26 protein-coding genes and 1 tRNA gene are annotated in these 23,602 nt (G+C 74.3%); 17 read left to right on the top strand and 10 right to left on the bottom strand.

The window, feature by feature from the left end:
* Window positions 1–39: 39 nt before the first annotated feature.
* Window positions 40–654 carry a 2-C-methyl-D-erythritol 4-phosphate cytidylyltransferase gene (locus CCO04_RS12255; RefSeq protein ID WP_215814426.1) on the top strand — a complete coding sequence of 205 codons (615 nt, stop codon included), beginning with the start codon at window positions 40–42 and terminating at the stop codon, window positions 652–654.
* 85 nt (window positions 655–739) lie between these two features.
* Here CCO04_RS12255 and CCO04_RS12260 read toward each other — a convergent pair whose 3' ends face one another.
* Window positions 740–1,309, bottom strand: coding sequence for a M15 family metallopeptidase (locus CCO04_RS12260; protein ID WP_215814427.1), 570 nt, complete (start codon window positions 1,307–1,309; stop codon window positions 740–742).
* Window positions 1,310–1,397: 88 nt separating this feature from the next.
* On the opposite strand from CCO04_RS12260, the gene CCO04_RS12265 reads away from it, so the two are divergent.
* Window positions 1,398–2,063 (top strand): response regulator transcription factor, encoded by a 666-nt coding sequence (locus tag CCO04_RS12265; RefSeq protein WP_215814428.1) that lies wholly within the window; start codon window positions 1,398–1,400, stop codon window positions 2,061–2,063.
* A complete protein-coding gene (locus CCO04_RS12270; protein ID WP_215814429.1) occupies window positions 2,056–3,171 on the top strand; it encodes a HAMP domain-containing sensor histidine kinase in 1,116 nt (371 codons plus the stop codon). The genes CCO04_RS12265 and CCO04_RS12270 overlap by 8 nt, the downstream gene beginning before the upstream one ends.
* 19 nt (window positions 3,172–3,190) lie before the next feature.
* On the opposite strand, the gene CCO04_RS12275 is transcribed toward CCO04_RS12270, so the two are convergent.
* On the bottom strand, window positions 3,191–3,907 hold the full coding sequence (locus tag CCO04_RS12275) for a 2-C-methyl-D-erythritol 4-phosphate cytidylyltransferase (protein WP_215814430.1): 717 nt from the start codon (window positions 3,905–3,907) through the stop codon (window positions 3,191–3,193).
* Window positions 3,908–4,151: 244 nt separating this feature from the next.
* On the opposite strand from CCO04_RS12275, the gene nirD reads away from it, so the two are divergent.
* Window positions 4,152–4,517 (top strand): nitrite reductase small subunit NirD, encoded by a 366-nt coding sequence (nirD, locus tag CCO04_RS12280; RefSeq protein WP_215814431.1) that lies wholly within the window; start codon window positions 4,152–4,154, stop codon window positions 4,515–4,517.
* Window positions 4,518–4,525: 8 nt separating this feature from the next.
* Here nirD and CCO04_RS12285 read toward each other — a convergent pair whose 3' ends face one another.
* On the bottom strand, window positions 4,526–5,440 hold the full coding sequence (locus CCO04_RS12285) for an alpha/beta fold hydrolase (protein ID WP_215814432.1): 915 nt from the start codon (window positions 5,438–5,440) through the stop codon (window positions 4,526–4,528).
* A 5-nt stretch (window positions 5,441–5,445) separates the two neighbouring features.
* Window positions 5,446–5,946 (bottom strand): 2-C-methyl-D-erythritol 2,4-cyclodiphosphate synthase, encoded by a 501-nt coding sequence (gene ispF, locus CCO04_RS12290; protein WP_215814433.1) that lies wholly within the window; start codon window positions 5,944–5,946, stop codon window positions 5,446–5,448.
* Window positions 5,947–6,011: 65 nt separating this feature from the next.
* Here ispF and CCO04_RS12295 point away from each other — a divergent pair, with 65 nt between their 5' ends.
* Window positions 6,012–7,550, top strand: a complete 1,539-nt coding sequence (locus CCO04_RS12295) for a molybdopterin-dependent oxidoreductase (protein ID WP_215814434.1) — start codon at window positions 6,012–6,014, stop codon at window positions 7,548–7,550.
* On the opposite strand, the gene CCO04_RS29780 is transcribed toward CCO04_RS12295, so the two are convergent.
* On the bottom strand, window positions 7,551–8,825 hold the full coding sequence (locus CCO04_RS29780) for a C39 family peptidase (RefSeq protein ID WP_215814435.1): 1,275 nt from the start codon (window positions 8,823–8,825) through the stop codon (window positions 7,551–7,553). It lies immediately after the preceding gene.
* Between the two features lie 103 nt (window positions 8,826–8,928).
* On the opposite strand from CCO04_RS29780, the gene cysS reads away from it, so the two are divergent.
* The 9 genes from cysS (at window position 8,929) to CCO04_RS12340 (ending at window position 16,078) form a co-directional block, all read left to right on the top strand.
* A complete protein-coding gene (gene cysS, locus CCO04_RS12305; RefSeq protein ID WP_215814436.1) occupies window positions 8,929–10,326 on the top strand; it encodes a cysteine--tRNA ligase in 1,398 nt (465 codons plus the stop codon).
* A gap of 1 nt (window position 10,327) precedes the next feature.
* The gene (gene rlmB, locus CCO04_RS12310) at window positions 10,328–11,299 is read left to right on the top strand and encodes a 23S rRNA (guanosine(2251)-2'-O)-methyltransferase RlmB (protein ID WP_215814437.1); all 972 of its coding nucleotides are present in this window, start codon (window positions 10,328–10,330) and stop codon (window positions 11,297–11,299) included.
* Between the two features lie 13 nt (window positions 11,300–11,312).
* Complete coding sequence (locus CCO04_RS12315; protein ID WP_308281190.1) at window positions 11,313–12,818, top strand: metallophosphoesterase; 1,506 nt, start codon at window positions 11,313–11,315, stop codon at window positions 12,816–12,818.
* 53 nt (window positions 12,819–12,871) lie between these two features.
* Window positions 12,872–14,020, top strand: a complete 1,149-nt coding sequence (locus CCO04_RS12320) for an acyl-CoA dehydrogenase family protein (protein WP_215814438.1) — start codon at window positions 12,872–12,874, stop codon at window positions 14,018–14,020.
* A gap of 86 nt (window positions 14,021–14,106) precedes the next feature.
* Window positions 14,107–14,188 (top strand) — tRNA-Gln (locus CCO04_RS12325).
* Window positions 14,189–14,204: 16 nt separating this feature from the next.
* On the top strand, window positions 14,205–14,429 hold the full coding sequence (locus CCO04_RS12330) for a hypothetical protein (protein WP_215814439.1): 225 nt from the start codon (window positions 14,205–14,207) through the stop codon (window positions 14,427–14,429).
* 58 nt (window positions 14,430–14,487) lie between these two features.
* Window positions 14,488–14,796 carry a hypothetical protein gene (locus CCO04_RS28535; protein WP_252373155.1) on the top strand — a complete coding sequence of 103 codons (309 nt, stop codon included), beginning with the start codon at window positions 14,488–14,490 and terminating at the stop codon, window positions 14,794–14,796.
* Window positions 14,797–14,819: 23 nt separating this feature from the next.
* Window positions 14,820–15,494 (top strand): thioredoxin domain-containing protein, encoded by a 675-nt coding sequence (locus tag CCO04_RS28540; RefSeq protein WP_308281191.1) that lies wholly within the window; start codon window positions 14,820–14,822, stop codon window positions 15,492–15,494.
* Window positions 15,491–16,078 carry a vitamin K epoxide reductase family protein gene (locus CCO04_RS12340; RefSeq protein ID WP_215814441.1) on the top strand — a complete coding sequence of 196 codons (588 nt, stop codon included), beginning with the start codon at window positions 15,491–15,493 and terminating at the stop codon, window positions 16,076–16,078. The genes CCO04_RS28540 and CCO04_RS12340 overlap by 4 nt, the downstream gene beginning before the upstream one ends.
* Window positions 16,079–16,163: 85 nt before the next feature.
* Here the strand turns inward: CCO04_RS12340 and CCO04_RS12345 are convergent, their stop codons facing one another.
* From CCO04_RS12345 to CCO04_RS12365, 5 genes are all read right to left on the bottom strand, one after another.
* On the bottom strand, window positions 16,164–17,132 hold the full coding sequence (locus CCO04_RS12345) for a M56 family metallopeptidase (protein WP_215814442.1): 969 nt from the start codon (window positions 17,130–17,132) through the stop codon (window positions 16,164–16,166).
* A gap of 5 nt (window positions 17,133–17,137) precedes the next feature.
* Window positions 17,138–17,497 (bottom strand): BlaI/MecI/CopY family transcriptional regulator, encoded by a 360-nt coding sequence (locus tag CCO04_RS12350; protein WP_215814443.1) that lies wholly within the window; start codon window positions 17,495–17,497, stop codon window positions 17,138–17,140.
* Between the two features lie 36 nt (window positions 17,498–17,533).
* Entirely contained in the window at window positions 17,534–18,178 is a 645-nt protein-coding gene (locus CCO04_RS12355) for a hypothetical protein (RefSeq protein WP_215814444.1), read from the bottom strand.
* A complete protein-coding gene (locus CCO04_RS12360; protein WP_215814445.1) occupies window positions 18,175–19,338 on the bottom strand; it encodes a hypothetical protein in 1,164 nt (387 codons plus the stop codon). The genes CCO04_RS12355 and CCO04_RS12360 overlap by 4 nt, the downstream gene beginning before the upstream one ends.
* A 64-nt stretch (window positions 19,339–19,402) precedes the next feature.
* Window positions 19,403–20,179 (bottom strand): hypothetical protein, encoded by a 777-nt coding sequence (locus CCO04_RS12365; RefSeq protein ID WP_215814446.1) that lies wholly within the window; start codon window positions 20,177–20,179, stop codon window positions 19,403–19,405.
* A 139-nt stretch (window positions 20,180–20,318) separates the two neighbouring features.
* Between CCO04_RS12365 and CCO04_RS12370 the strand changes: the two genes are divergently transcribed.
* From CCO04_RS12370 to CCO04_RS12380, 3 genes are read left to right on the top strand one after another with little or no spacing between them, the layout of a single operon-like run.
* Window positions 20,319–21,065, top strand: coding sequence for an ABC transporter ATP-binding protein (locus tag CCO04_RS12370; RefSeq protein WP_215814447.1), 747 nt, complete (start codon window positions 20,319–20,321; stop codon window positions 21,063–21,065).
* Window positions 21,062–22,393: an FtsX-like permease family protein gene (locus CCO04_RS12375; RefSeq protein WP_215814448.1), complete on the top strand. Its 1,332-nt coding sequence runs from the start codon at window positions 21,062–21,064 to the stop codon at window positions 22,391–22,393. The genes CCO04_RS12370 and CCO04_RS12375 overlap by 4 nt, the downstream gene beginning before the upstream one ends.
* Window positions 22,394–22,407: 14 nt before the next feature.
* The gene (locus CCO04_RS12380) at window positions 22,408–23,601 is read left to right on the top strand and encodes a histidine kinase (RefSeq protein ID WP_215814449.1); all 1,194 of its coding nucleotides are present in this window, start codon (window positions 22,408–22,410) and stop codon (window positions 23,599–23,601) included.
* The last annotated feature ends 1 nt before the right edge of the window (window position 23,602 follow it).

A 23,602-nucleotide genomic window follows, 5' to 3' on the forward strand; every position in this document is an offset into this window, starting at 1 on the left:
CCTTCAGCTGCACGACGACGACGTCATACGGTGGGTTCGATGAACCCGCATCCGTATGACGTCGTCGACATTTCGGCCCGGGTCGCCGGGATCGTGCTCGAGGAGGGCCGTGGCGCCCTCCCCTTCCGGTTGATCCACGGTGAGTCGCTGGTCGCCGCGGCGGCCTGGGCGGCGGGCGAGGCGGGGGTGGACCTGCTGGACCAGACCGTGCCCTGGGAGGCGCTGGTCGAGCGCGAGGAGCCGCTGCTCCTGCACGACCCGCTGTGCCCGATGACGCCCCCGGACTTCCTGCGCGCCTGCGCCGAGCGGGCCGAGGTCGCCGACGTCGTGGTCGTCGGCGTCCGCCCGGTGACCGACACGGTCAAGGAGGCGCACGCGGCGCCCGACGGCGGCGAGACGCTCGGCGCGCACGTCGACCGGGACGCCCTGGTCGCGGTCTGCTCCCCGATCGTGCTGCCCACCTCGGTGGTCGCCGACCTCCTCGGCGGCCCGGACGCCCGGTTGCCCACGACGGACTTCGTGGCGCTCGTCGCCGCGCTCCGGGACCGGTACGGCGCCGCGCGCGTCGTCCTGGTCGACGCGCCGCCGGCGGCGCGCCGGATCGGCTCGGACGCCGACCTGCAGGTGCTCGAGGCGCTCACCGACCCGCGCTGAGCGGTCCTGGACCGGCGTCCAGGACGTACCGGGCGTGCGGGCCACACCTGCTCCTCACGGTGGGCGGCGAGGCGGCGAGGCGGGTTCACCGCTGCGTGCGCGGGTCGTGGGTGGGGTCAGGGTAGCGAGGCGGGCAGCCCTGATCGGTCGCCTCGGGGCGCAGCTCGTAGTGCCAGGGCTCGTTGTCGTAGATCCGGCACAGCCCGTAGCGCGCGCCGTGGGCGGCGAGCCAGGTCGTCGCGGCGGTGGGGCCGACGTCGACGGCGTCGCCGGCCACGTGGGGGGAGGCCTGGGGGGTGGCGACCCAGCGGGCGGCCTCGGCGCGGGAGCCGTACTTGGTGACGGCCTCGTCCAGCAGCCGCTTCTGGTACGACGGCGAGCGCCAGCCGCTGTTGACCACGATGTCGACGTCGTCGCCGGCCGCGTCGGTCGCGGCCCGGCGCAGGGCGCGCAGCAGGCCCGGGTCGAGCTCGGTGATGCCGGCGTGGTCCTCGTCGTACACCGAGGTGCCCTCGGGGAGCCGGCCGTCGCCGACCGGCGCAGCGTCGGCCGCCGACGAGGAGGACGAGGTGAGCGAGCGGTAGCCGACGGCGCCGAGCAGCACGACCACGACGAGGAGGAGGAAGGCGGAGCGGGGGGAGGGGAAGAAGGTCATGGCGAGGAGTCAAGGCAGGACGCCGTTGCCAGGCCGTATCGGATTTTCGATATGCCCGCGATATGCGGGGGCTCGTAGCATCGGCGAGGTGCGGGTGCTGATCGTCGAGGACGAGCCTCTTCTGGCCGAGGCCGTCCGGGACGGACTGCGCCTCGAGGCGATCGCGGCCGACATCGCCGGGGACGGCGACACCGCGCTCGAGATGCTGAGCGTCAACAGCTACGACATCGCGGTGCTCGACCGCGACGTACCCGGTCCGGACGGCGACGAGATCGCCCGGCGGATCGTGGCCTCCGGCAGCGGGATGCCGATCCTCATGCTCACCGCGGCCGACCGGCTCGACGACAAGGAGTCCGGCTTCGAGCTCGGCGCCGACGACTACCTCACCAAGCCGTTCCAGCTGCGCGAGCTGGTGCTGCGGCTGCGCGCGCTCGACCGGCGCCGCGCCCACCACCGCCCACCGGTGCGCGAGATCGCCGGGGTGCGGCTGGACCCGTTCCGCCGCGAGGTCTACCGCGACGGGCGGTACGTCGCGCTGACCCGCAAGCAGTTCGCCGTCCTCGAGGTCCTCGTCGCCGCCGACGGCGGCGTGGTGAGCGCCGAGGAGCTGCTGGAGCGGGCCTGGGACGAGAACGCCGACCCGTTCACCAACGCCGTCCGGATCACCGTCTCGGCGCTGCGCAAGCGGCTGGGGGAGCCGTGGGTGACCGCCACCGTGGCGGGCGTCGGCTACCGGATCGCCGCGGATGGCTAGGCCGCCGGGGATGAGCGTCCGGCTCAAGCTCACCCTCAGCTATGCCGGCTTCCTGATGCTCGCCGGGGCGCTGCTGCTCGCGGTGGTCTGGCTGTTCCTGCTGCGCTACGTGCCCGACCAGGCGGTGACCGTGCCGACCGAGGGCGGTACGGACGACATGATGCGCTCGCCGTACCTGTTCATCCCGGGGCGCTCGGACCTGTGGTCGGCGTTCGCGCCCAAGGCGGCCGCGGTGCTGGTGTTCCTGCTGCTGTGCGGCCTGGTCGGCGGCTGGTTCCTGGCCGGGCGGATGCTCGCGCCGCTCGGACGGATCACCGAGGCGACCCGGCGGGCCGCGGCGGGGTCGCTGGCGCACCGGATCCGGCTGCGCGGACGGCGCGACGAGTTCCGCGAGCTGGCCGACGCCTTCGACGGCATGCTCGGGCGCCTCGACGCCCACGTCGCCGAGCAGCGCCGGTTCGCCGCGAACGCCTCGCACGAGCTGCGGACGCCGCTGACGATCACCCAGACGCTGCTGGAGGTGGCCCGCAAGGATCCCGACCGCGACCTGGGCCGCCTGGTCGAGAGCCTGCACGCCGTCAACGCCCGGGCCATCCACCTCACCGAGGCGCTGCTGGTGCTGAGCCGGGCCGACCAGCGCTCCTTCGTCCGCGAGTACGTCGACCTCTCGCTCGTCGCCGAGGAGGCCACCGAGACGCTGCTGCCCTTCGCGGAGCAGCGCGGGGTCACCCTCGAGACCACCGGCGACCTCGCGCCGGTCCAGGGCGAGCCCGCGCTCCTGCTCCAGCTCACGACGAACCTCGTGCACAACGCGATCGTGCACAACCTGCCCGCGAGCGGCTGGGTCCGGGTGACCACCCGCAGCGACGGCGCCGGCGTCGAGCTGGTCGTCGAGAACACCGGCGCGGTGCTGGACCCGGGGCTCGTCGCGACGCTGACTGAGCCGTTCCGGCGCGGCACCGACCGGGTCCGCACCGGGGACGCCGCGCACGACGGCAGCGGCCTGGGCCTGGCCATCGTCGCGAGCATCGCCGCGGCGCACGACGGCACGTTGACGCTCGTGCCGCGGGCCGAGGGTGGGCTGCGGGTGGCGGTCCGGCTGCCCTGAGGCCGGGCCCGCGGGGGCGCTAGGCCTGGGCCAGGAGCCGCCCGGCGACGCGCAGGTCCTCGGCGAAGGTCACCTTGAGGTTGGCCGGTCCGGTGGGCACGGCCCGCACCTCGTGCTCCGCGGGCGCGAACGCGGCGAAGGCAGCGGCGGTGTCGGTGCCGTCGAACCCGGCCGCGGCGGCGTCCGCATAGGCCGCGAGGAGCGGTGCGGCGCGGAAGGCCTGCGGCGTCTGGACCCCCACCAGCCGGGTGCCGGGTCCGCCGGGCGCGGGGGTCGCGGCCGGGTCGCGGGGCAGCAGGGCGGGCAGGTCGAGCGTGGGGACCGCGCCGCCGTACGTGCGGGCGGTGGCGATCGTGGTGGCGAACAGCGCGGCGCTCGCGAGCGGCCGGGCGCCGTCGTGGATCGCGACCACGTCGACGCTGCCGTCGGCGACGCGGGAGGCCAGCACGTTCAGGGCGGCCTGCTCGGAGGCCTGCCGGGTGGCGCCTCCCTCGACCAGCAGCACCTCGCGCTCGCCGATCACCGAGAGCAGCGCGGCGCCGACGTCCGCCCGCTCGCCGGGACGGCAGACCACGACGACCGGGTCGACGTCCGGTACGTCGAGCGCGGTGCGGACCGACCAGGCGAGCAGCGGGAGCCCCTGGAGGGGCAGCAGGACCTTGTTGACCTCGGCACCGACCCGGCTGCCGCTGCCGGCGGCGAGGACGACGACGGCGGCGGTGGGTGAGCTCGGCACGCCGTGAGCCTAGGGCGTGTCTCTCGAGTCCGCGCCTGCTGCGCGGCGTTTGCGACTCGATCTGGCGGCGTTCTCGCCGACTCGACGGGCCTCCGGCCCGCCTTCGCGACTCGGCCTTGCCAGATCGGCCGCAAACACCGCTCGCGACGGCGCGGACTCGAGAGACACGCCCAGCGGCCAGGGTTTTCCTCGTCGTTACACGCCGAAACGCTGCCGACAACAGCGTCGGCCTACGTTCACGAGCATGACGGGACGCGGGGCCACCGAGGAGTGGCAACCGATCTGCCGGATGGCCGAGCTCGGGGTCGGCCGGGGGGTGACCGCACTGGTGCACGGCCAGGCGGTCGCGATCTTCCGGACCCCGGGCGACGTCGTCTACGCGCTCGGCAACCACGATCCCTTCGCCGGACACGTCGGCGGGGGCATCGCCAAGGGGATCATCGGGCGCCGCGGCACTGTGCCGTACGTCGCCCTGCCGGCGCACCGGCACGCCTTCGACCTGCGCACCGGGCGCTGCCTGGACGACGTCCAGGTGGCGGTGCCGGCGTACGAGGTGCAGGTGGTCGAAGGCGTCGTCCTGGTCGGGCACCGCAAGGGCGCCGCGGCCTGACCCGCGCCCTAGGTCGTCGCGCGGGTGCGGGCGAGGGCGCGGTCGACCAGCGCGCACAGCTCGGCGCTGACGAGCTCGCGCCGCTCGAACGGCAGGTAGTGCCCGGCGCCGGGCGCGACGAGCAGCCGTGCGCCGCGGATGCCCTGGGCGATCTTGGCGGCGTGCTCGGGCGGGGTGAGCAGGTCGCGGCTGCCGACCAGGACGGTGGCCGGGATGTCGTCGAAGGCCGCCAGGTTGCCGATCCGGTCGTGCGCCATCATGTCCTTGAAGAAGCCCGACATCGTCTCGGGCCGGGCGCGGACGAGCTGGTCGACGACGTGGCCGACGTCCCGGGGGCGGGCCGGGCGGCCGAAGAGGAAGCGGCGCGCGATCTGGCGCTCGATGACGGGGTACTTCTCGCGGCGGCTGAGGCTGAGCATCCGGGAGCGGTTGGCCAGGATGAACGGCAGCCGGTCGCGCAGCAGCGCACCCGCCGCGGCCGGGAGGCCGAGGGTGACCTTGTGCAGCTCGCCGCTCGTGGTGCTGACGAAGAGGGCGCCGACGATCCGGGCCATCAGGTCGGGGCGCTCCTCGGGGATCGCGGTGATCGTCATGCCGCCCACGGAGTGCCCGGCGACGACGAGCGGCCCCTCGGTCGCGTAGGTGTCGACGACCAGCCCGAGGTCGCGTGCCAGGTGCGGGATGGTGCACGCCGCCTCGCTCGCCCGGTCGGACCGGCCGTGCCCGCGGTGGTCCCAGGTGACGAGTCGGATGTCGTGGCCGAAGCGGGCCAGCAGGTCGGTGACCTGGTAGTGCCAGTCCGACTCCTCGGCCGTCCAGCAGTGCGCTAGCAGCACCGTCAGCGGCGCGTCCGCGGGCCCGCGGACCGTCACGTGGATGCGCAGGCCGTCCTCGGTGATCACCTCGTGCTCGTGCTCGGACACGAGGGTCAGCCTTGCACGCCCGTCAGCAGCGCGGTCGCGATCGCCGCGACGCCCTCGCCCCGCCCGGTCAGCCCGAGCCCGTCGGTCGTCGTCGCCGACAGCGACACGGGCGCCCCGAGCACCTCGGACAGCGCCGCCTCGGCCTCGCTGCGCCGCGGACCGACCTTGGGCCGGTTCCCGATCACCTGGACCGCGACGTTGACGACCGCGAACCCCGCCGCCTCGACCCGGCGCCGGGTCTCCCCGAGCAGCGCCGCCCCGCTCGCCCCGGCCCACTGGGGCTCCGCCGTACCGAAGTTGCTGCCGAGGTCACCCAGGCCGGCGGCCGAGAGCAGCGCGTCGCAGGCCGCGTGGGCCGCCACGTCGGCATCGGAGTGCCCGTCGAGCCGGACGTCCTCGTCGGGCCAGGTCAGCCCGCCCAGGGCCAGCGGCGGGTCGCCGGCATCGCGCGGGACGAGGCGGTGGACGTCGGAGCCGATGCCGATGCGGAGTCCGGAGGAGGTCACGGCCTGATCATGCCCGAGGTCGCCACCTCGACCGTGCGCACCGGTGATGAGGAAGAATCACCAGGGTGAGGACTTCCCGTGCTTGGTGGGCGACCGCCGGCGTGCTGTCGGGCCTGCTGGGCCTGGCGCTGAGCTACGCCGCCGCGGCGCTGCTGCACGTGCGGGATGCGCCGGTGGTGGCGGTGGCCGAGGGGTTCACCGCGTTGACGCCGGGCAAGGTGGCGCGGTGGGCGATCGACACGTTCGACACGGCGGACAAGAAGGTCCTCGTGCTCGGGATCCTGACGTTCCTCGTGGTCGTCTTCGCGGTGATCGGGCGGGTGGCACGGACGCGGTGGTGGCTCGCCGTCGCCGGGTACGTCGTCCTGGCGGGCGTGGGTGCGGCGGCGGTGGTGGCCAAGCCCAACACGTCGTTCACCGACCTCGCGCCCGTCGTGGTGGGCCTGCTGGCGTGGCTGGTGGCGCTGGCGGCGCTGGCCGAGTGGCTGCGGCGCTGGGAGCTGGCCGAGGCGGCGGGGGAGCCGGTGACGGCGCCGATGCCCAGCCGGCGGGGGTTCTTCGTGGCGGCGGGTGTGGTCGGGCTGGTCGCGGCGTGCGGAGGGCTGCTCGGGCGGGTGGCGGGCTCGGCGCGGCGCAAGGCCGAGGAGAGCCGGCGGCTGCTGCGGATCGAGGGCGTGACCGCGCCCGACGTACCGCCCGGGGCGAGCCTCGGGATCAAGGGCGTCTCGCCGTGGCAGACGCCGAATGCGGACTTCTACTTGATCGACACGGCCTTCATCAAGCCGACCATCGCGCCGGCCGACTGGGAGCTGCGGATCCACGGGATGGTCGATCGCGAGATCACGCTGTCCTACCGCGACCTGGTCTCGCGCGAGATCACCGAGGACTGGATCACGCTCAACTGCGTGTCCAACGAGGTCGGCGGCGACCTGGTCGGCAATGCCTGGTGGAGCGGCGTACGGCTGGCGGCGATCCTCGCCGAGGCCGGGCCCCATCCTGATGCCGACGCGGTGCTCCAGACCTCCGAGGACGGCTGGACCTGCGGTACGCCGCTCGCGGCGATGATGGACGAGCGCAACGCCCTGCTGGCCGTGGCGATGAACGGCGAGCCGCTGCCGATCGAGCACGGCTTCCCGGTGCGCACGATCGTTCCGGGGCTCTACGGCTATGTCTCGGCGACCAAGTGGGTCGTCGACATGGAGGTCACCCGGTACGACGACATCACGGCGTACTGGACCGAGAAGGGCTGGTCCGAGATGGGCCCGGTCAAGATCGCGTCCAAGATCGAGGTGCCGAGCTCGGGCGCCGACGTCCCGGTCGGCGAGCTGGTCTGCGCGGGCGTCGCGTGGATGCAGCACACGGGCATCTCCGCGGTCGAGGTCCAGGTCGACGGCGGGGCCTGGCAGCGGGCCCGGCTGGCGGCGACGCCCAACGTCGACACGTGGGTCCAGTGGCGCGCGACGGTGACGCTCGACGAGGGCGACCACCAGCTGCGGGTCCGTGCGGTCGACGCCGACGGCAACGTCCAGACCGGTGTGCTCGCGGACGTCGTGCCCGACGGTGCGACCGGCTGGCACACGATCGACGTCACCGCCAAGGCCTGATCACCAGTTGCCGGCGGGCGCCTTCGGCAGCGGGTGCTTCGCGTCGTGGATGACGTACGCCGTCCCGCCCGACGCCTCCAGCCAGGCCTTCTCCAGCTGCGCCCGCGCGTAGACGCGCCGCACGCTCGCGTTGGTCGGCGCCGCGGGGTCGTTGACGATCACGTCGCCCTTGCTGGTGAAGCCGACGACGACGAGCAGGTGCCCGTTGGACGACGAGATCGGCGCGCCGCTCAGCTGGCCGCGCCGGAAGGCGATCGAGAGGACCGGCGGGATGCCGGCCTTGACCAGGACCTCGGCCTCGCGCAGGTCGCGCAACCGGGTGACGAACGCCTTGCCGGCCTGGCGGGCGGCGTACGCGGTGGTGAAGGGCCAGTTGCCGGTGCCCCGGTAGGCGTGGTCGTACGTCGAGCGTGCCGCCGCGTCGACCCACGGGTCGGCGTGCCCGCCCGGCACCCAGGCGTACGACGCCGCGCCCGGCAGGCGCCCGTAGTAGCCGAGCACCATCGAGGTCGAGGTGGGCGAGCACCACGCCTCACCGCCGCCGCCCCACTGCGGGAAGTGCCCGGTGTGGATCATCTGCGAGTAGCGCGGCACGCTCAGCTCGATGCCGCGCGCGACGCCCGGCGCGGAGACCGGTCCGGCCGTGGGGGGCAGTGCGGAGGTCAGCACCGTCGCCAGGTCCAGGCGCGGCACCGCGCGCTTGCCGCGCTGGCGGTGCACCTCCACGCGCAGCTGGTACGACGCCAGCCCGGCCGTGCGCCAGGTGTCGGTCGCGAGGGTGGTGCCGTCGTCGGCCTGCGCGCCGCCGGAGGCCCGCTTCAGCACGGTGTCCTTGGCGGCCCAGCGGGCGAGCGAGTCCCAGGTGGTCGTGCGCCCGGCCGCCGAGCGGCCGCGCACCTTCAGCTCGATCCAGCTCGACCCGGGCGTGCGCGCCGACCACGACGCGATCAGCTCGGTGTAGGAGAAGCCCGGAGCGACCCAGGGGCTGGTCCAGCGGGCGGTGTCGTAGGTGCGCCCGGCCAGCCGGGTGGTCCGGATGCCGCGGTCGAAGGCGAGCTCGCCGGCCGGCGTGACGCGCGTGCCGCGGGCCTTGCCGGTGCGCCACTGGGCCGCGGCGTCGTACCGCTCGAGGTCGACCTTGCGGTCGGAGACGGCGGCCGCGGTGACGCTCGCGCCGGGTCCACCGGACGTGCGGTCCAGGGTGACGGCGACGCCGCCGGCCACGAGGCAGCCGGCGAGCGCGAGCACGACGGGGGCGGGGAAGAGTCGACGCACTGCCTCACGGTACGTCACATCCGTCACTTGCGTAACAGGGTGCTCCGCGCGACGGCGTCCCGACGATGTGAGGCGGACCCCCGGCGATCCCTAGACTGACCCGGTGACCATCCGGCTGTACGACACCGCGACCCGCGAAGTCCGTGACTTCGTGCCCCTTCAGGAGGGCAAAGTGGGTCTCTACGTCTGTGGTCTGACGGTCCAGAGCGAGCCCCACGTCGGTCACGTCCGGTCCGCGGTCAACTTCGACGTCCTCCAGCGCTGGCTGCGCCACCGCGGCTTCGAGGTCACGTTCATCCGCAACATCACCGACATCGACGACAAGATCCTGACGAAGTCGGCCGAGCAGGGTCGCCCCTGGTACAACCTCGCCTACGCGATGAAGATCGAGCTCGACAAGGCCTACGCCGCGCTCAACGTCGCGCCGCCGACCTACGAGCCCGCCGCCACCGGTCACGTGCCCGAGATGATCGAGCTCATCGACCTGCTCATCGAGCGCGGCCACGCCTACCCGGCGGCCGACGGCAGCGGCGACGTCTACTTCGACGTCCGCTCCTGGGCCGCCTACGGCGAGCTGACCCACCAGGGCGTCGACGACATGGAGCCGGCCGCCGACGCCGACCCGCGCGGCAAGCGCGACCCCCGCGACTTCGCCCTCTGGAAGGGCCGCAAGGACTCCGAGCCGGAGACCGCGTCCTGGCCGAGCCCGTGGGGCAGCGGCCGGCCGGGCTGGCACATCGAGTGCTCCGCGATGGCCGGCAAGTACCTCGGCGAGGCCTTCGACATCCACGGCGGCGGCGTCGACCTGCGCTTCCCGCACCACGAGAACGAGCAGGCCCAGTCCCGCGCGGCGGGCGGCGCGTTCGCGTCGTACTGGATGCACAACGCGTGGATCACCACCGCCGGCGAGAAGATGAGCAAGTCGCTCGGCAACACCCTCAGCATCCCGTCGGTCCTCCAGCGGGTCAGCGGTGCCGAGCTGCGCTTCTACATGGTCGCCGCGCACTACCGCTCCCACGTGGAGTTCTCGTTCGAGGCGCTCGACGAGGCCGCCGCGGGCTACCAGCGGATCCTGTCCTTCGTGCAGCGCGCCGGTGGTGCCGAGCCGGGTGAGCTGCCCGAGGCCTTCGCCGCGGCGCTCGACGACGACCTCGGTACGCCGGCCGCCGTCGCCGTCCTCTACGACACCGTGCGCGAGGGCAACCGCCAGCTCGCCGCCGGCGAGGACGTCACCGCCACCGCGGGCGCGGTCGGCGCGATGCTCGACGTGCTCGGCGTGCACCCGGCCGACCCGGCCTGGGCGGCGACGTCCGGCGGCTCGGACACCGAGGAGCGGCTCACCGCCGCGGTCGACGCCCTCGTGGCCGGCCTGCTCGACGAGCGCACGCAGGCGCGGGCGGACAAGGACTGGACGCGTGCGGACGCGATCCGCGATCGGATCAAGGCGGCCGGCATCGAGGTCACCGACACCCCTGATGGACCTACCTGGACGGTGAACTGAGATGGCAGGCAATTCGAGCCGCAAGGGCGCGATCCGCAAGTCGAGCAAGCGACCGCAGGTCGGCTCGGGCGGACAGGTGCGCCGCGGGCTCGCCGGCAAGGGCCCCACGCCCAAGGCGGTCGACCGCGAGTACCACAAGGCCCACAAGATCGCCGAGGCCAAGAAGCGCGCCGACAAGAAGAGCGGGCGCGGCGGCGGTCCGCGCCGTCGTACCGGCGGGGACGAGTGGATCGCCGGGCGCAACCCGGTCGTCGAGGCGCTGCGCGAGCGGGTCCCGGTGACCTCGGTCTACGTCGCCGAGGGGGCCGAGCGCGACAACCGGCTGCGCGAGGTCTTCCGGCTCGCGGCCGAGCACGGCGTCGGCCTGCTCGAGGTCAGCCGCGGCGAGCTCGACCGGCTCACCGACGGTGCGGTCCACCAGGGCCTCGCCGCGCGGATCCCGGCCTACGAGTACGCCCACCCCGACGACCTGCTCGCGGCGGCCGACGAGGCCGGCGAGGCGCCGCTCGTCGTCATCCTCGACTCGATCACCGACCCCCGCAACCTGGGTGCGATCGTCCGCAGCGCCGCCGGTTTCGGCGCCCACGGCGTGGTCATCCCCGAGCGTCGCGCGGCCTCGATGACCGCGGCCGCCTGGAAGACCTCGGCCGGTGCGGCCGCGCGCTGCCCCGTCGCCCAGACCGTCAACCTGACCCGCCAGATCAAGGCCTACCAGGACGCGGGCTGCTTCGTCGTCGGCCTCGCCGCCGACGGCGACCTGACGCTGCCCGAGCTCGTCGCCGACGCCGACCTGGCCCAGGGCCCGCTCGTGCTCGTCGTCGGCTCCGAGGGCGAGGGTCTCTCGCGCCTGGTCGCCGAGAACTGCGACCGGCTGCTGTCGATCCCGATGGCGGGTGTGCTCGAGTCCCTCAACGCCGGTGTCGCCGCCTCGGTCGCGCTGTACGCCGTCGCGGAGGCCCGCGCCGGACGTTGAGCGTGACCCGGACGTGACACCGACGCGACGTCGCCTCCTCCAGGGCCTGGGGTACGCCGGGGCCTGGATCGTCCTGTCCCTGCTCCTCGCCGCGACGATCTTCGTCAACAGCGAGCGCACGATCGACGTGGCGAGCCACCAGGCCACGCTGAGCCCCGACTTCTCGGGCGAGATCGTGCTCCGCACCGGCCCGGTGCTGCCGGACCTGCGGATCCCGTCCGGCAGCCGCCTGGGCCTGGCGATCGAGCTCGGCAAGACCGACACCGAGTCGCTCGACGAGCTCACCGCGCGCTACGCCGCGATCGCCTCGCAGCCCGAGGGCCAGATCGCCGCCGTCGAGCGCAGCGTGCGGTCGATGGCCTACGCCGCCCTGCTCCAGGGCGGCGCCCTGGGCACCGTGCCGCTGCTGGTGTGGGCCGCGGTCGGCAGCGAGCGGCGTCGTACGCTCGTGCGCGCCCTGCCCACGCGACGCGGGCTGCTGGTGACCGGGGGCGTGCTCGTGCTCGTCGCCGCGGTCGTCGTACCGGTGGGGTGGGGGCGGTTCGAGGCGCCGCGCGAGCGCTGGGAGACGCTCCAGGACTACGTCGGCGCCGAGGTCGTGCTGCCCGACGAGGTCGCCGACGTGCAGGTGCTGGCCGATGCCACCACCGACCAGTCGCGCCGGCTGATCGAGAGCGCGGTCAGCAGCTACCGGCAGGGCCTGGAGTTCTACTCCGCCGCGGCCACCAAGGCCGCCGACCTCGAGCTGCGGCAGCCCGAGGAGGGCGAGACGGTCACCGTCCTCGTCTCCGACCGGCACGACAACGTCGGCATGGACAAGGTCGCCCGCGCCATCGCCGACACCGCCGGGGCCACCACGGTCTACGACGCCGGTGACGACACCTCGACCGGCAGCCACTGGGAGGCCTTCTCCCTCGACTCCGTCGCCGCCGCCTTCGACGACTTCGAGGGCCGCTGGGCGGTCGCCGGCAACCACGACAACGGCAGCTTCGTCCGCGCCCACCTGGAGAAGCTGGGCTGGAAGTACTTCGACGACGAGGTGGTCGAGGGCCCCGGCGGCTCGCGGCTCCTCGGCGTCGACGACCCCCGGTCGAGCGGGCTGGGCAACTGGCGCGACGAGAAGGGCCTGAGCTTCGCCGAGGTCGCCGACCGGGTCACCGAGGCGGCCTGCGCCGCCGACGCCGACGGCGAGCGCCCCGGCACGATCCTGGTCCACGACGCCAAGCTCGGCGCGAGGGCGCTGGAGAAGGGCTGCGTCGACCTCGTCGTCGGCGGCCACATCCACGTCCAGAGCGGGCCGACCGCGGTCGAGGGCGAGAACGGCAAGACCGGCTACACCTACACCGTCGGGACGACGGGCGGGGCGGCGTACGCCATCGCGATCGGGACCAAGCTGCGCCGTCCGGCCAGCATCGCGCTCATCACCTACCGCGACGAGCGCCCGGTCGGCATCCAGTCGATCACGCTCCAGACCAACGGCCGCTACGACGTCGACGACTGGGTCGAGCTCACCTACTGAAGCACCCTCCGACGAGGGTGGTCCGCGGAGCCCGCGCGACTAGGGTCGGCAGCATGGGAACGACTGTCGACCGCCTGCTGCCCACCGAGGAGGCCGAGGAGCTCCTCGCCCTGGCCCGTGAGATCGCGACCAAGGAGCTCGCGCCGCGGGTCGCCGAGGCCGAGGAGAAGGCGGAGTTCCCCGAGGCGGCGTACCGCCTGCTGGGGCAGTCGGGCCTGCTCAGCCTGCCCTTCGCCGAGGAGATCGGCGGCGGGGGACAGCCCTACGAGGTCTACCTCCAGGTGGTCGAGGAGATCGCCGCGGCCTGGCCCAGCGTCGGCGTCGGCGTCTCCGTGCACGCCCTCACCGCGACCGTCGTCGCTGCCAACGCCTCCGCCTCCGTGCGCGAGGCCTGGCTGCCGCGGATGCTGTCCGGCGACTGGCTCGGCGCCTACTGCCTCTCCGAGCCCCAGGCCGGCTCCGACGTCAGCGGCATCCGCACCGCCGCGGTCCGCGACGGCGACGACTACGTCATCAAGGGCACCAAGGCGTGGATCTCCAACGGCTCCTGCGCCGACTACTACATCCTCTTCGCCCGCACCTCCGAGGACCCCAAGCGCGGCCTGTCGGCGTTCGTCGTCCCCGACGGCACCCCCGGGATGTCCTTCGGCGCACCCGAGAAGAAGATGGGCCTGCACTGCGACGTCACCACCCAGGTGCTCTTCGACGGCGCCCGGATCCCGGCCGCCCAGCTCATCGGCGACGAGGGCGCCGGCATGCGCGTCGCCCTCTCCGCCCTCGACGCGGGCCGCCTCGGCATCGCCGCCGTCGCCACCGGCATCGCCCAGGCCGCCCTCGCGCACGCGGTCGCCTACGCCAAGGAGCGCGAGCAGTTCGGGCGCACCATCGGCGAGTTCCAGGGGATGCAGTTCCTGCTCGCGGACATGGCGGCGGACGTCGAGCGCGCGCGGGCGTCGTACCTGATGGCGGCGCGGCTCAAGGACGCCGGTCGCCCCTACGCGCGCCAGGCCTCGATCGCCAAGCTCACCGCCAGCGACGCCGCCATGCGCGTCACGACCGACGCGATCCAGGTGTTCGGGGGCAACGGCTACACGCGGGAGTACCCGGTGGAGCGGCTCTTCCGCGACGCGAAGGTCACCCAGATCTTCGAGGGGACCAACCAGATCCAGCGGATGGTGATCGGGCGCGACCTGCTGCGGTGACGTGGTGGAGGACCTCCGCCGGCGCCGCCGCGAGGTCCGGCCGGTCGCCGTTGCCGGGGCGATGGCCCTTAGGCTGTAGCCCGCGATCCCCGGTTGGTCTGCCGGTAGGGCCCGCCTGACTTTGAATCAGGACAAGCGACGTAGGTTCGACTCCTACCCGGGGAGCCAAGCACAGGAGCAAGCGATGACGTCCCAGCCCGAGCAGCTCGTGGTCGAGGGAGGCATCGCGCTGGCCTGCCCGACGTGCGCCGGATCGACCTTCACCCGCAACGGCGTCACGCTGATCACCTCGCGGATGGCGAACACGGGGCTCAACAAGCGCGCGGAGGCAGCGGTGTGCAGCCGGTGCGGGAACATCCAGTTCTTCGTGGCCGGAGCGCTGCGGCCGGCGCCTGCTGCGCCGGGGTGATCCGGACGACACTGCGCCAAGTCGCGTCAGCAGCGCGCGATGCCGGTGTCTCCCAGGCATGCCGATGCTCCCCGAGACGCCCGACGAGCCGGAGGGTGCGCCCGTCTCGCCCGCCGCGATCCGGCGCGTGATCAACATGGTGGTCGAGTCGCTGACCGCCCAGGTCGACGAGCCGTACGTCCTCGTGCTGCGCACCGCCTACAGCACGCACTACAGCGGACCCTTCCCCGACGGGATGACCGCGCTGCTCGCGATGGAGGAGGAGCTGCGCGCCAACGCGGGGCTCCCCGAGGACGAGCGGGTCGCGGTGACGATGGCGCCGCTGGTCCCGTGGCGGCTTGCCCGCACCATCTACGATGCTCCTTAGTAGATAGCGACGGAGGAGCCCCCGTGAAGCCTCAGCTCAAGGCCACCCTGCTGGTCGCCGCGGTGTTCGTGGCCGTGGTGGCCGTCCTGCTCGTGGTGGGCGGGAGGGACGAGCCGGCCGACGCCGGTCCGGGGGGCGACACCCCCTCCGGCGCCGGTACGACGGACAGCCGCCTCGTGCGCGACGACAGCCGCGTGCTGGGTGAGCGGGGGAGCAGCGACGTCGAGCTCGTCGAGTTCCTCGACTTCGAGTGCGAGGCCTGCGGCGCGGCGTACCCGGTGGTCGAGGACCTCCGCGAGCGGTACGGCGACAAGGTGAGCTTCGTGGTGCGCTACTTCCCGCTGCCCGGCCACTTCAACGCCGAGCGCGCCGCGCGGGCGGTCGAGTCGGCCGCGCGCCAGGGCAAGTTCGAGGAGATGTACCGCAAGATGTACGACACCCAGTCCTCGTGGGGGGAGCAGCGGGTGCCGCTCGACGACCTGTTCCGCGGCTACGCCGAGGAGCTCGGCCTCGACCTCGCCCGGTACGACGCGGACTACGCCTCCGACGAGGTCGCAGCCCGGGTGCAGCGCGACGTCGACGACGGGCTGGCGCTGGGCGTGCAGGGGACGCCGACGTTCTTCCTCGGTGGCGAGCTGCTGCAGCCGGAGTCGGTCGCCGACTTCGAGCGCGCGCTCACCGACGCCCTCGGCGAGTGAGCACCGACAAGCGCCTCGGCGCGATCCTCGTCGGCGGCGGCGCGCTCGGCTTCGTGACGGCGTTCGTGCTGCTGCTCGAGAAGATCGAGCTCCTCAAGGACGCCGGCTACACGCCGTCCTGCAGCCTCAACCCGATCCTCAACTGCGGCTCGGTGATGGTCACCGACCAGGCCGAGGTGTTCGGCTTCCCGAACCCGCTGCTCGGCATCGCCGCATTCCCCGTGGTGGTGGCGACCGGGGCGGCGCTCCTGGCCGGCGCCCGGCTGGCGCGCTGGTACTGGGCCGGTCTCCAGGTGGGGGTCACGCTCGGGCTCGGGTTCGTGCTCTGGCTGATGTTCCAGAGCCTCTACCGGATCGGCGCGCTGTGCCCCTACTGCATGGTCGTGTGGGCCGTCGTGCTGCCGATCTTCTGGTACGTCACGCTGCGCAACGCGGGCGCGGGGCTGTTCGGCGCCAAGGTCGCCGGGGCACGCGTCGTACGGACGCTGCGGGAGTGGCACCTGTTCGCGCTGACCCTGGCGGTGCTGCTCGTGCTGGTGCTGATCATCGAGCAGTTCTGGTACTACTGGAAGACCCTGGTCTAGCAGGACTGGCCGAGCGCGTCTCCGTCGCCGCGGGAGGCAGCAAGCTGCCCGGCGCGACTCCCGCCGCGCTGCCGGCCGGGGCCGCTCAGGTCAGCATCGCGCGGCAGCCGCTGAGGACCATCTCGATCAGCGGCGCCGCCGCCAGCACCACCGGTACGGCGAGCACGGCCGCCGTCGCCGAGCCCACCGCCGCGCTGCGCGGGTGGGACCAGCCGGCGTCGTCGCCGGTGAGCCGGCGGACCCGGGCCAGGGCGGCGACATCGCCCGCGGCCAGCCCCGGGTGGGGTGCGGGAGCGGGGGCGCCGCAGGCGAGCGCGACCAGGGCGCGGGCCAGGCCGCGCGGGTCGCGGGCGGCGTCGTCGGCCTGCATCTCGACGAGGACCGCGACCTGCTCCTGGGCGGTCGCGAGGAGCGTGCGCAGCAGCGGGACGGGTGCGAACGCCCGGCGCAGGACGCCCGCCACGGTGAGCGCGACGTCGTGGCGCGAGCCCAGGTGCCGGCGCTCGTGGGCCAGGACCTGGGTCAGCTCGTGGGGCGTCAGCGCGTCGCGGGCGGCGGTGGTCACCACGATGCGCGGGTGCAGGCCGGGCAGGCAGTAGACGAGCGGTACGGGGTGGTCGAGGACGACATAGCCGTCGGCGTGCTCGTGGCCGAGCAGGCGCAGCGCGTCGTGCTGGTCGCGCCGGGCGCGGACCGTGCCGAGCACCGCGGTCGTGGCGAGCCAGGTCAGCCGGACCGCGAGGGCGAGGACGGCGAGACCGGCGAGCGCGGCGACCTCGGGGCCGGCCGGGGTGAGGTAGTGGGCGACGACCGTGGTGGTCGGGATCCCGGTCAGCCAGGAGAGCCCGGCGGCGACCGGCGGCAGCGGTACGGCGAGCGTGACGCCGAGCAGCGCGACCGCGACGACGACGGAGCCGGCCAGTCCCTGCCAGGCGAGCACGCCCCAGCCCGGCGCGCGCTGGACCCAGCGGGCGCGCAGCAGCAGGCGGGGTCCGGCGGTGGCGGCCAGGACCGCGAAGGCGAGCAGGGAGAGCGGGGCGAGCACGGCGAGCACGGTGCTCAGCGCTCCTCGGCGTCGGCGAGGGCGGCGCGCAGCCGGACCTGGTCGTCGGTGGAGAGCTGGCCGACGAAGCGCAGCAGGGTCGCGCCCCGGTCGGGCGCCTGGGCGAGGACGTCCTCGAGCAGCGCGGCGGTGTGCTCCTCGCGGGTCAGCGCGGCGGTGTAGCGGTAGGCGCGGCCGTCCTTGGCGCGGGCGACCAGGCCCTTGCGGTGCAGGTTGTCGAGGACCGTCATCACCGTCGTGTAGGCGATCGCGCGGGTGCGCTGGAGGTCGTCGACGACCTCGCGGACCGAGAGCGGGCGGGCGTCGTCCCACAGCCGGCCCATGACGACCGCCTCGAGCTGGCCCAGCTGCTTCATGCCTCCCAGGCTCTCATGCGGCCGAAGCCGCCCGGCTCACGAGCCGAGCAGGTCGCCGGGGCCGAGGCCGAGCGCGCGCTCGATGTCGCCGGCCGCGGTCTCGTGGAGGTACTCCTGGACGATCCGGCTGAGGTCGATCCAGTAGCCGCGCAGCGTCGACTCCGCGAGGTACATCGTGCGGCTCATCTCGGCGAACGTCAGGCCGCGCGCGCGGGCGGCGAGCACCTGGCGCTGGCGCGGGGAGAGGACGGTGAGGCTGCCGCGGCGGACCAGGACCTCGAGCAGCCCCGCGATCGCCGGCGGTACGACGAGCTCGCCGTCGGCCACCGCGCGGAAGGCCGCGGCGGTGGCCTCCAGGGTCTCGGTCTTGGACACCACGCCGGTCGCCCCGGCGGCCAGGCACGCGGCGAGCACGAAGCGGCGCTGCTCCTGGGTGTAGACGCACACCCGGTAGCCGGCCGCGACGAGCGCCCGGATCGCCTCGGGGCCCTGGGTGGCCTCGGGCTGGCCGGCGGTGGCGAGGTGCAGGTCGAGCACGACGACGTCGGCGTCCGGCCGCTTCGCGAGCAGGTCCTCGACGTTGGGGTGCGCGGAGACGAAGTCCAGGTCGGGCAGCAGCAGGCCGAGCGAGGCGCGCAGCGCGGTGGTGTCGTCGACGTGGGCGAACCGGGGGTCGGTCATGCGGGCTCCTCGGTCCGGGTCAGGGTGATGGTGGTGCCGAGGCCCGGCACGCTGTCGACCGCGGTCGTCACGCCCGAGCGGGCGAGCTGGCCGACGACGACATCGCGGATCCCCACACCGTACGACGCCTCGTCGATCGCGAAGCCCACCCCGTCGTCGTGCAGGCTGACCTCCCAGCCGTCGCCGTCCTCGTGCTCCTCGGCGTGGAGCACCACCTCGCGGGCCCCCGCGTGCAGGCGGACGTTGAGCAGCAGGCTGCGCAGGGCGGCGGCCAGGTCGTCGGCGACGGCGCGGTCGAGCTCGACCTCGTCGGCCAGGTGGGCGACGACGGTGATCGGGAGGTCGTCGAACTCCGCACGCGAGGCGGTGACCACGGCGGCCAGGCTCGTCGTACCGGCGGCGGGGAGGGTGTCGCCGGTGAGGTACGCGCGCATCCGGCTCAGCTCGATCTCGGCCTGCTGGCGCAGCCCGGCCGGCTGGTCGGCGTCCCCGCCGGTCTCGACGAGCAGGCGCAGCACGGCGGTGCCGTTGTGGATCGCGGTCCGGGCCCGGCGCTCCTCCTCGGTGCGGGCCGCGTCGGCGGCGAGCCGGCGGGCCTCGTCGGCCTCGGCGCCGATCCGGATGATCATCCGGGTGCAGGTCCAGGCGAGCGGCCCGAGGACCAGGATCGTGAGCAGGTTGCCGAGCAGGTCCGGCACGTCGCTCCAGCCGGTCACCGTCGGCGCCTGGTAGATCGCGGTGGCCGCCGCGAGTGCGGCCAGCAGCGGGAGGTAGAGCCGCCGCGAGGTCGCGCCGGTCAGCAGCGAGCACGCGACGCAGATCGCGTAGCCGGCCTGGAAGCCGAGCCAGGTGCCCTGGCGCAGGTCGACCGGTACGGTCCACAGCCCGGCGAGGAGCAGCAGCACGGCGATGGTGACGTCGGCGACGGCCGCGGCCGGGCCGAGGGGACGCCCCCGGAGCACGACGAGGACGGCCGGGACGGTGAGCGCGACGAGCGCGACGACCCAGGTCGCCACCGTCGCCGCGTGGCGGGAGTCGGTCGTGATCGCGGTCGCCAGCGAGGGAGCCATCTGCACGAGCGTGGCGATCCGCATGCCGGCGATGAAGATCGCCACCAGGCGCAGTGCTGCTGCCTGGGTCGAGGGCCGTGGGTTCGCCACCCGCCTGCTCACCTTCCGCGGGCCGACTAGGTCGGGCTCAGGCTACCTTCCGGCTCCCCGGGGCTCAGACGTCGGTGACCCACCACGGCGCGGTGGGCGTGGTCCGCAGCGCCACGACCGTGTGGAGCGCGCCGGCGTGGAGCACCCGGCCCTCCCACTGCTGCGGGATGCCGGCGGAGACGTCGACCGGCGCCGCGCCCGGCTCCAGGTACAGGTCGTGCGCCGCTCCGGCCTTGACCTTGCGGTGGTCCGACGCGGCCACGGTCAGCGGGACGCACCAGGTCCGGAGCTCGGTGCGGTGCGGCTCGGCGCGCAGCTTGTCCTGGTCGAGCACGAGCAGCACCCGCGGCGAGCTCTCGACGTCCGTGCGCCGCAGCCGGGCGGAGCGCCGGGCGGAGCCGATCGCGATGCCGGTCAGCACCAGGCCGACCAGGCCGGCGCCGCCGATCAGCGCCACGTCGCCGAAGCCGAACCCCGACGGCTCGTCGACGGACATCGCGCCCCCGTCCGTACGCCGCCACACCCGCGCCTCGTCGCCGACCTGGAGGTCCTCGCTGCTCACCCGGCCGGTGCGCCCGTCCGCGGTCCTCACCTGGACGTGGCGGACGTCGACCCACCGGCGGGCGCGCTTGCCGCCGCGCCGCTCCCGGTGGCTGCCCTCGCTCTGCACCGTGACGGCGACCTGCTCGGCGACCTGCTCGGTGGCGGCGCGGTAGCCGACGACACCGGCGCCCACCACGGCGGCGACCGCGAGGACCGACGTCACCACGGCGGTCACCAGGCTCTTGCGGGCGAGCCGGAGGACGCGCTCGTGGACGAGGTCGGGTGCAGGGGCGGACACGGGGGACCACCCTGCCCGGCCCGGGGGTAGGGAAAACCCCACCCCCAGGAGGCGGAGCAGGCCCATCGAGCGCGGCTCCGGATCTTCCTAGCGTCGGAGACACCCGTTCCGGTCCCACCGATCCCCCCAGGAGCAGCCCATGTCCGCACCCGTCGCCCTCGAGGTCCAGGGCCTCACCCGTACCTACGGCGAAGGCGCCGCCGGCGTCGTCGCCCTCGCCGGCATCGACCTCGCGTTCCGGCGCGGCACGTTCACCGCCGTGATGGGGCCCTCGGGCTCCGGCAAGTCCACCTTCCTCACCTGCGCCGCCGGTCTCGACCGCCCCACGAGCGGCCGGGTGCTCATCGGCGGCGAGGACGTCACCGACTGGGACGAGGAGCGCCGCACGACGCTGCGCCGCGAGCGCATCGGCTTCGTCTTCCAGGGCTTCCACCTGCTGCCGTACCTCTCCGCCGAGCAGAACGTCGGCCTCCCGCGCCGGCTCGCCGGCAAGCGCCCCGACCGGGCGCGGGTGCGCGGACTGCTGGACCGGGTCGGTCTCGCCGACCGCGCCCACCACCTGCCTGGCAGTCTCTCCGGCGGCCAGCAGCAGCGCGTGGCGCTGGCCCGGGCGCTCGTCACCGACCCGGACGTCGTCCTCGCGGACGAGCCGACCGGGGCGCTCGACTCGGCGACCGCCCGGCAGGTGCTCGGGATGCTGCGCGCCAGCGTCACCGACCTCGGCCAGACGGTGGTGATGGTGACCCACGACCCCGTCGCCGCGTCGTACGCCGACGAGGTGGTCTTCCTCGTCGACGGCCGGGTCGCGGGCCGGATGGCCGAGCCCACCGCCGACGCGGTCGCCGGCCAGATGGCGCACCTCGACGAGCTGGTGGTGGCCCGATGAGCGCCGGGACCACGACCCTCGCCTGGCGCAGCCTGCGCCACCGTCCGCTCGCCGCGACGGCGACCTTCCTCGCGGTGCTGCTCGGCACCGCCCTGATCGGGTCCTTCGCGACCCTGGTCGAGACCTCGTTCTCCGCGGCCGCGGCCGACACCGGCAACCTGGTCGTGATGGGCGCCGTCGTCGGCGGCTGGGGCGCGTTGATCGTGCTCTTCTCCGTCGCCTCGACCGTCGGCATCACCACCACCCAGCGCGCCGCCGAGATCGGCCTGCTGCGCACCATCGGCGCGACCCCGCGCCAGGCTCGCCGGCTGATCGCCCGCGAGGCGGCCGGCGTCGCGCTGCTCGGTGCCGTCCTCGGTGCCCTCGTCGCCGCGGGCACCGGACGCCTGCTCTTCGACCTGCTCCAGTCGGGTGGGCTCGTCTCCGACGCCACCCGGTACGACGCGGGCCCGGCCTCCGTCGGCGCCGCCGCCCTGCTCGTCTTCCTCGCCGCCGGCGCCGCCGCCGCGGTGGCCGCCCGGCGCGCGACCCGAGGCCCGGCCGGCGTCCTGGTCCGCGACAGCGTCGCCGAGCAGGGCCGGATGCGCTGGTGGCGCGTCGCGATCGCGGTGCTGCTCATCGGCTACGGCCTGGCCATGGCCGTCATCACGATCACCGTCACGGCCCACGACGAGGACCCCTACGCGGCGATGTCGACGAGCGGGTCGAGCTCGATCCTGGTCGGTGTCGGCCTCGCGGTCCTCGCGCCGGTGCTGCTGCGCTGGTGCGCCGCGCCGCTGCGGCTGGTCGCCGGGGCGTCGTCGAGCGCGAGCGCGCACCTGGCGTCGTACAACACGGTGCGGCGGGCGCACCTGCTCTCCGGCGTCCTCGCGCCGGTGATCGTGCTGACCGCGGCCGCCGCCGGGACGCTGCTGCTGGTGAACATCGACACCCGCAGCCTCCCCGCGGGGACACCCGACAGCGACACGATCAACCTGCTCAACAACGTGGTCGTCGCGATGATCGCGCTGTTCGCCGCGATCATGGTCGTCAACGCCTTCGTCGCCACCGTGGCACACCGGCGGACCGAGCTCGAGCGGCTGCGCCTGCTGGGCGCGACGCCCCGCCAGGTGCGCGGGTCCGTCGTCGCCGAGGCGGCCGTGGTCGCCGTGATCGGCGTCGGGCTGGGCCTCCTCGCGGCGCTGACCACGGTGGTCCCGTTCGCGGTCGCCCGGAACGAGGGCGTCGTCCCGGACGGCGGTCTGTGGTTGGTCCCGGCAGTCGTCCTCGCGGTCGCGGCGGTGACGCTGGGCTCGGCGCGGGGAGCGGTGCGGAGCGCGGTCCGATGACAGACTGGCCCGCGATGGACGCCACGGTCACGGTCGACGGACTGGTGGAGCGACTGCGGCTCACCCTGCTCTCCGCCGGGTACGCCGTCTCGTTCCTCCCGTCGCTCGCGCTGGCGATCCTCACCCTGCTCTGCCTCCCGCTCGGCCTGGCCGGCGCCGGCTTCGTGCTGGCGCTGGCCGTGGTCCCGATGACCGGGGCCCTGACCGCCGCGCACCGCCAGGTCAGCGGCCGGGTGCTCGGCGAGACGATCCCGGCCCGCTACGCACCCACGGGTGGCTTCGCCCTGGCGTGGCCCGTGCGCTGGCTGCGCGACCCGGCCCGCTGGCGCGACTTCGGGTTCCTCTGCTTCTCGGCGACCGGCGGCTTCGTGATGTCGCTGGTGCCGGTGGCGCTGCTGACCACGCCGATCACCTGGCTGATCCTCGCGTTCACCGCGGGGGAGTGGGTGTGGCTCCTGCTGCTCCTGCTCAGCGGCCCGATGCTGCTGGCCTGGTGGTTCGTCACCGAGCCGCTCGTGACGGCCCGGGCGCGTGCCGAGCGGGCGATCCTCGGTCACGACCGGGTCGCCGAGCTCGCGGAGCGCGTCGAGCGCGTCGAGGAGTCCCGCGCCGAGACCCTCGACCACAACGCCGCCGAAGTACGCCGCATCGAGCGCGACCTGCACGACGGCGCCCAGGCCCGGATCGCCTCGGTCGGCATGAACGTCGGCCTCGCCGAGAAGCTCCTGCGCACCGACCCCGAGGCCGCCGCCGCGCTGCTGCGCGAGGCCCGGGAGACCACGATCGACGCCCTCGACGACCTGCGCTCGGTCGTGCGCGGCATCCACCCGCCGGTCCTCGCCGACCGCGGCCTGGCCGGCGCGATCGAGGCGCTGGCCGTGGCGCTGCCGGTGCCCGTGGCGGTCGCGGTCGACGTACCGCGGCTGCCGGCGCCGGTCGAGTCCGCCGCCTACTTCGCCGTCGCCGAGTGCCTCGCCAACACCGTCAAGCACGCCGCGGCCGGCCGGTCCTGGGTGCGCGGCACCTATGACGGCGACACCCTCCGCCTCGTCGTCGGGGACGACGGCCGCGGCGGCGCCGACCCGGCCGGCTCCGGGCTGAGCGGGGTGGCGCGCCGGCTCGACGCCTTCGACGGCAGACTCAGCGTCGACAGTCCCGAGGGTGGGCCGACCACGGTCCGGATGGAGGTGCCGTGCCGGACGGAGTGAT

Origin of the sequence: Pimelobacter sp. 30-1 (assembly GCF_018831735.1) — a bacterium.
Lineage (GTDB): Bacteria > Actinomycetota > Actinomycetes > Propionibacteriales > Nocardioidaceae > Nocardioides.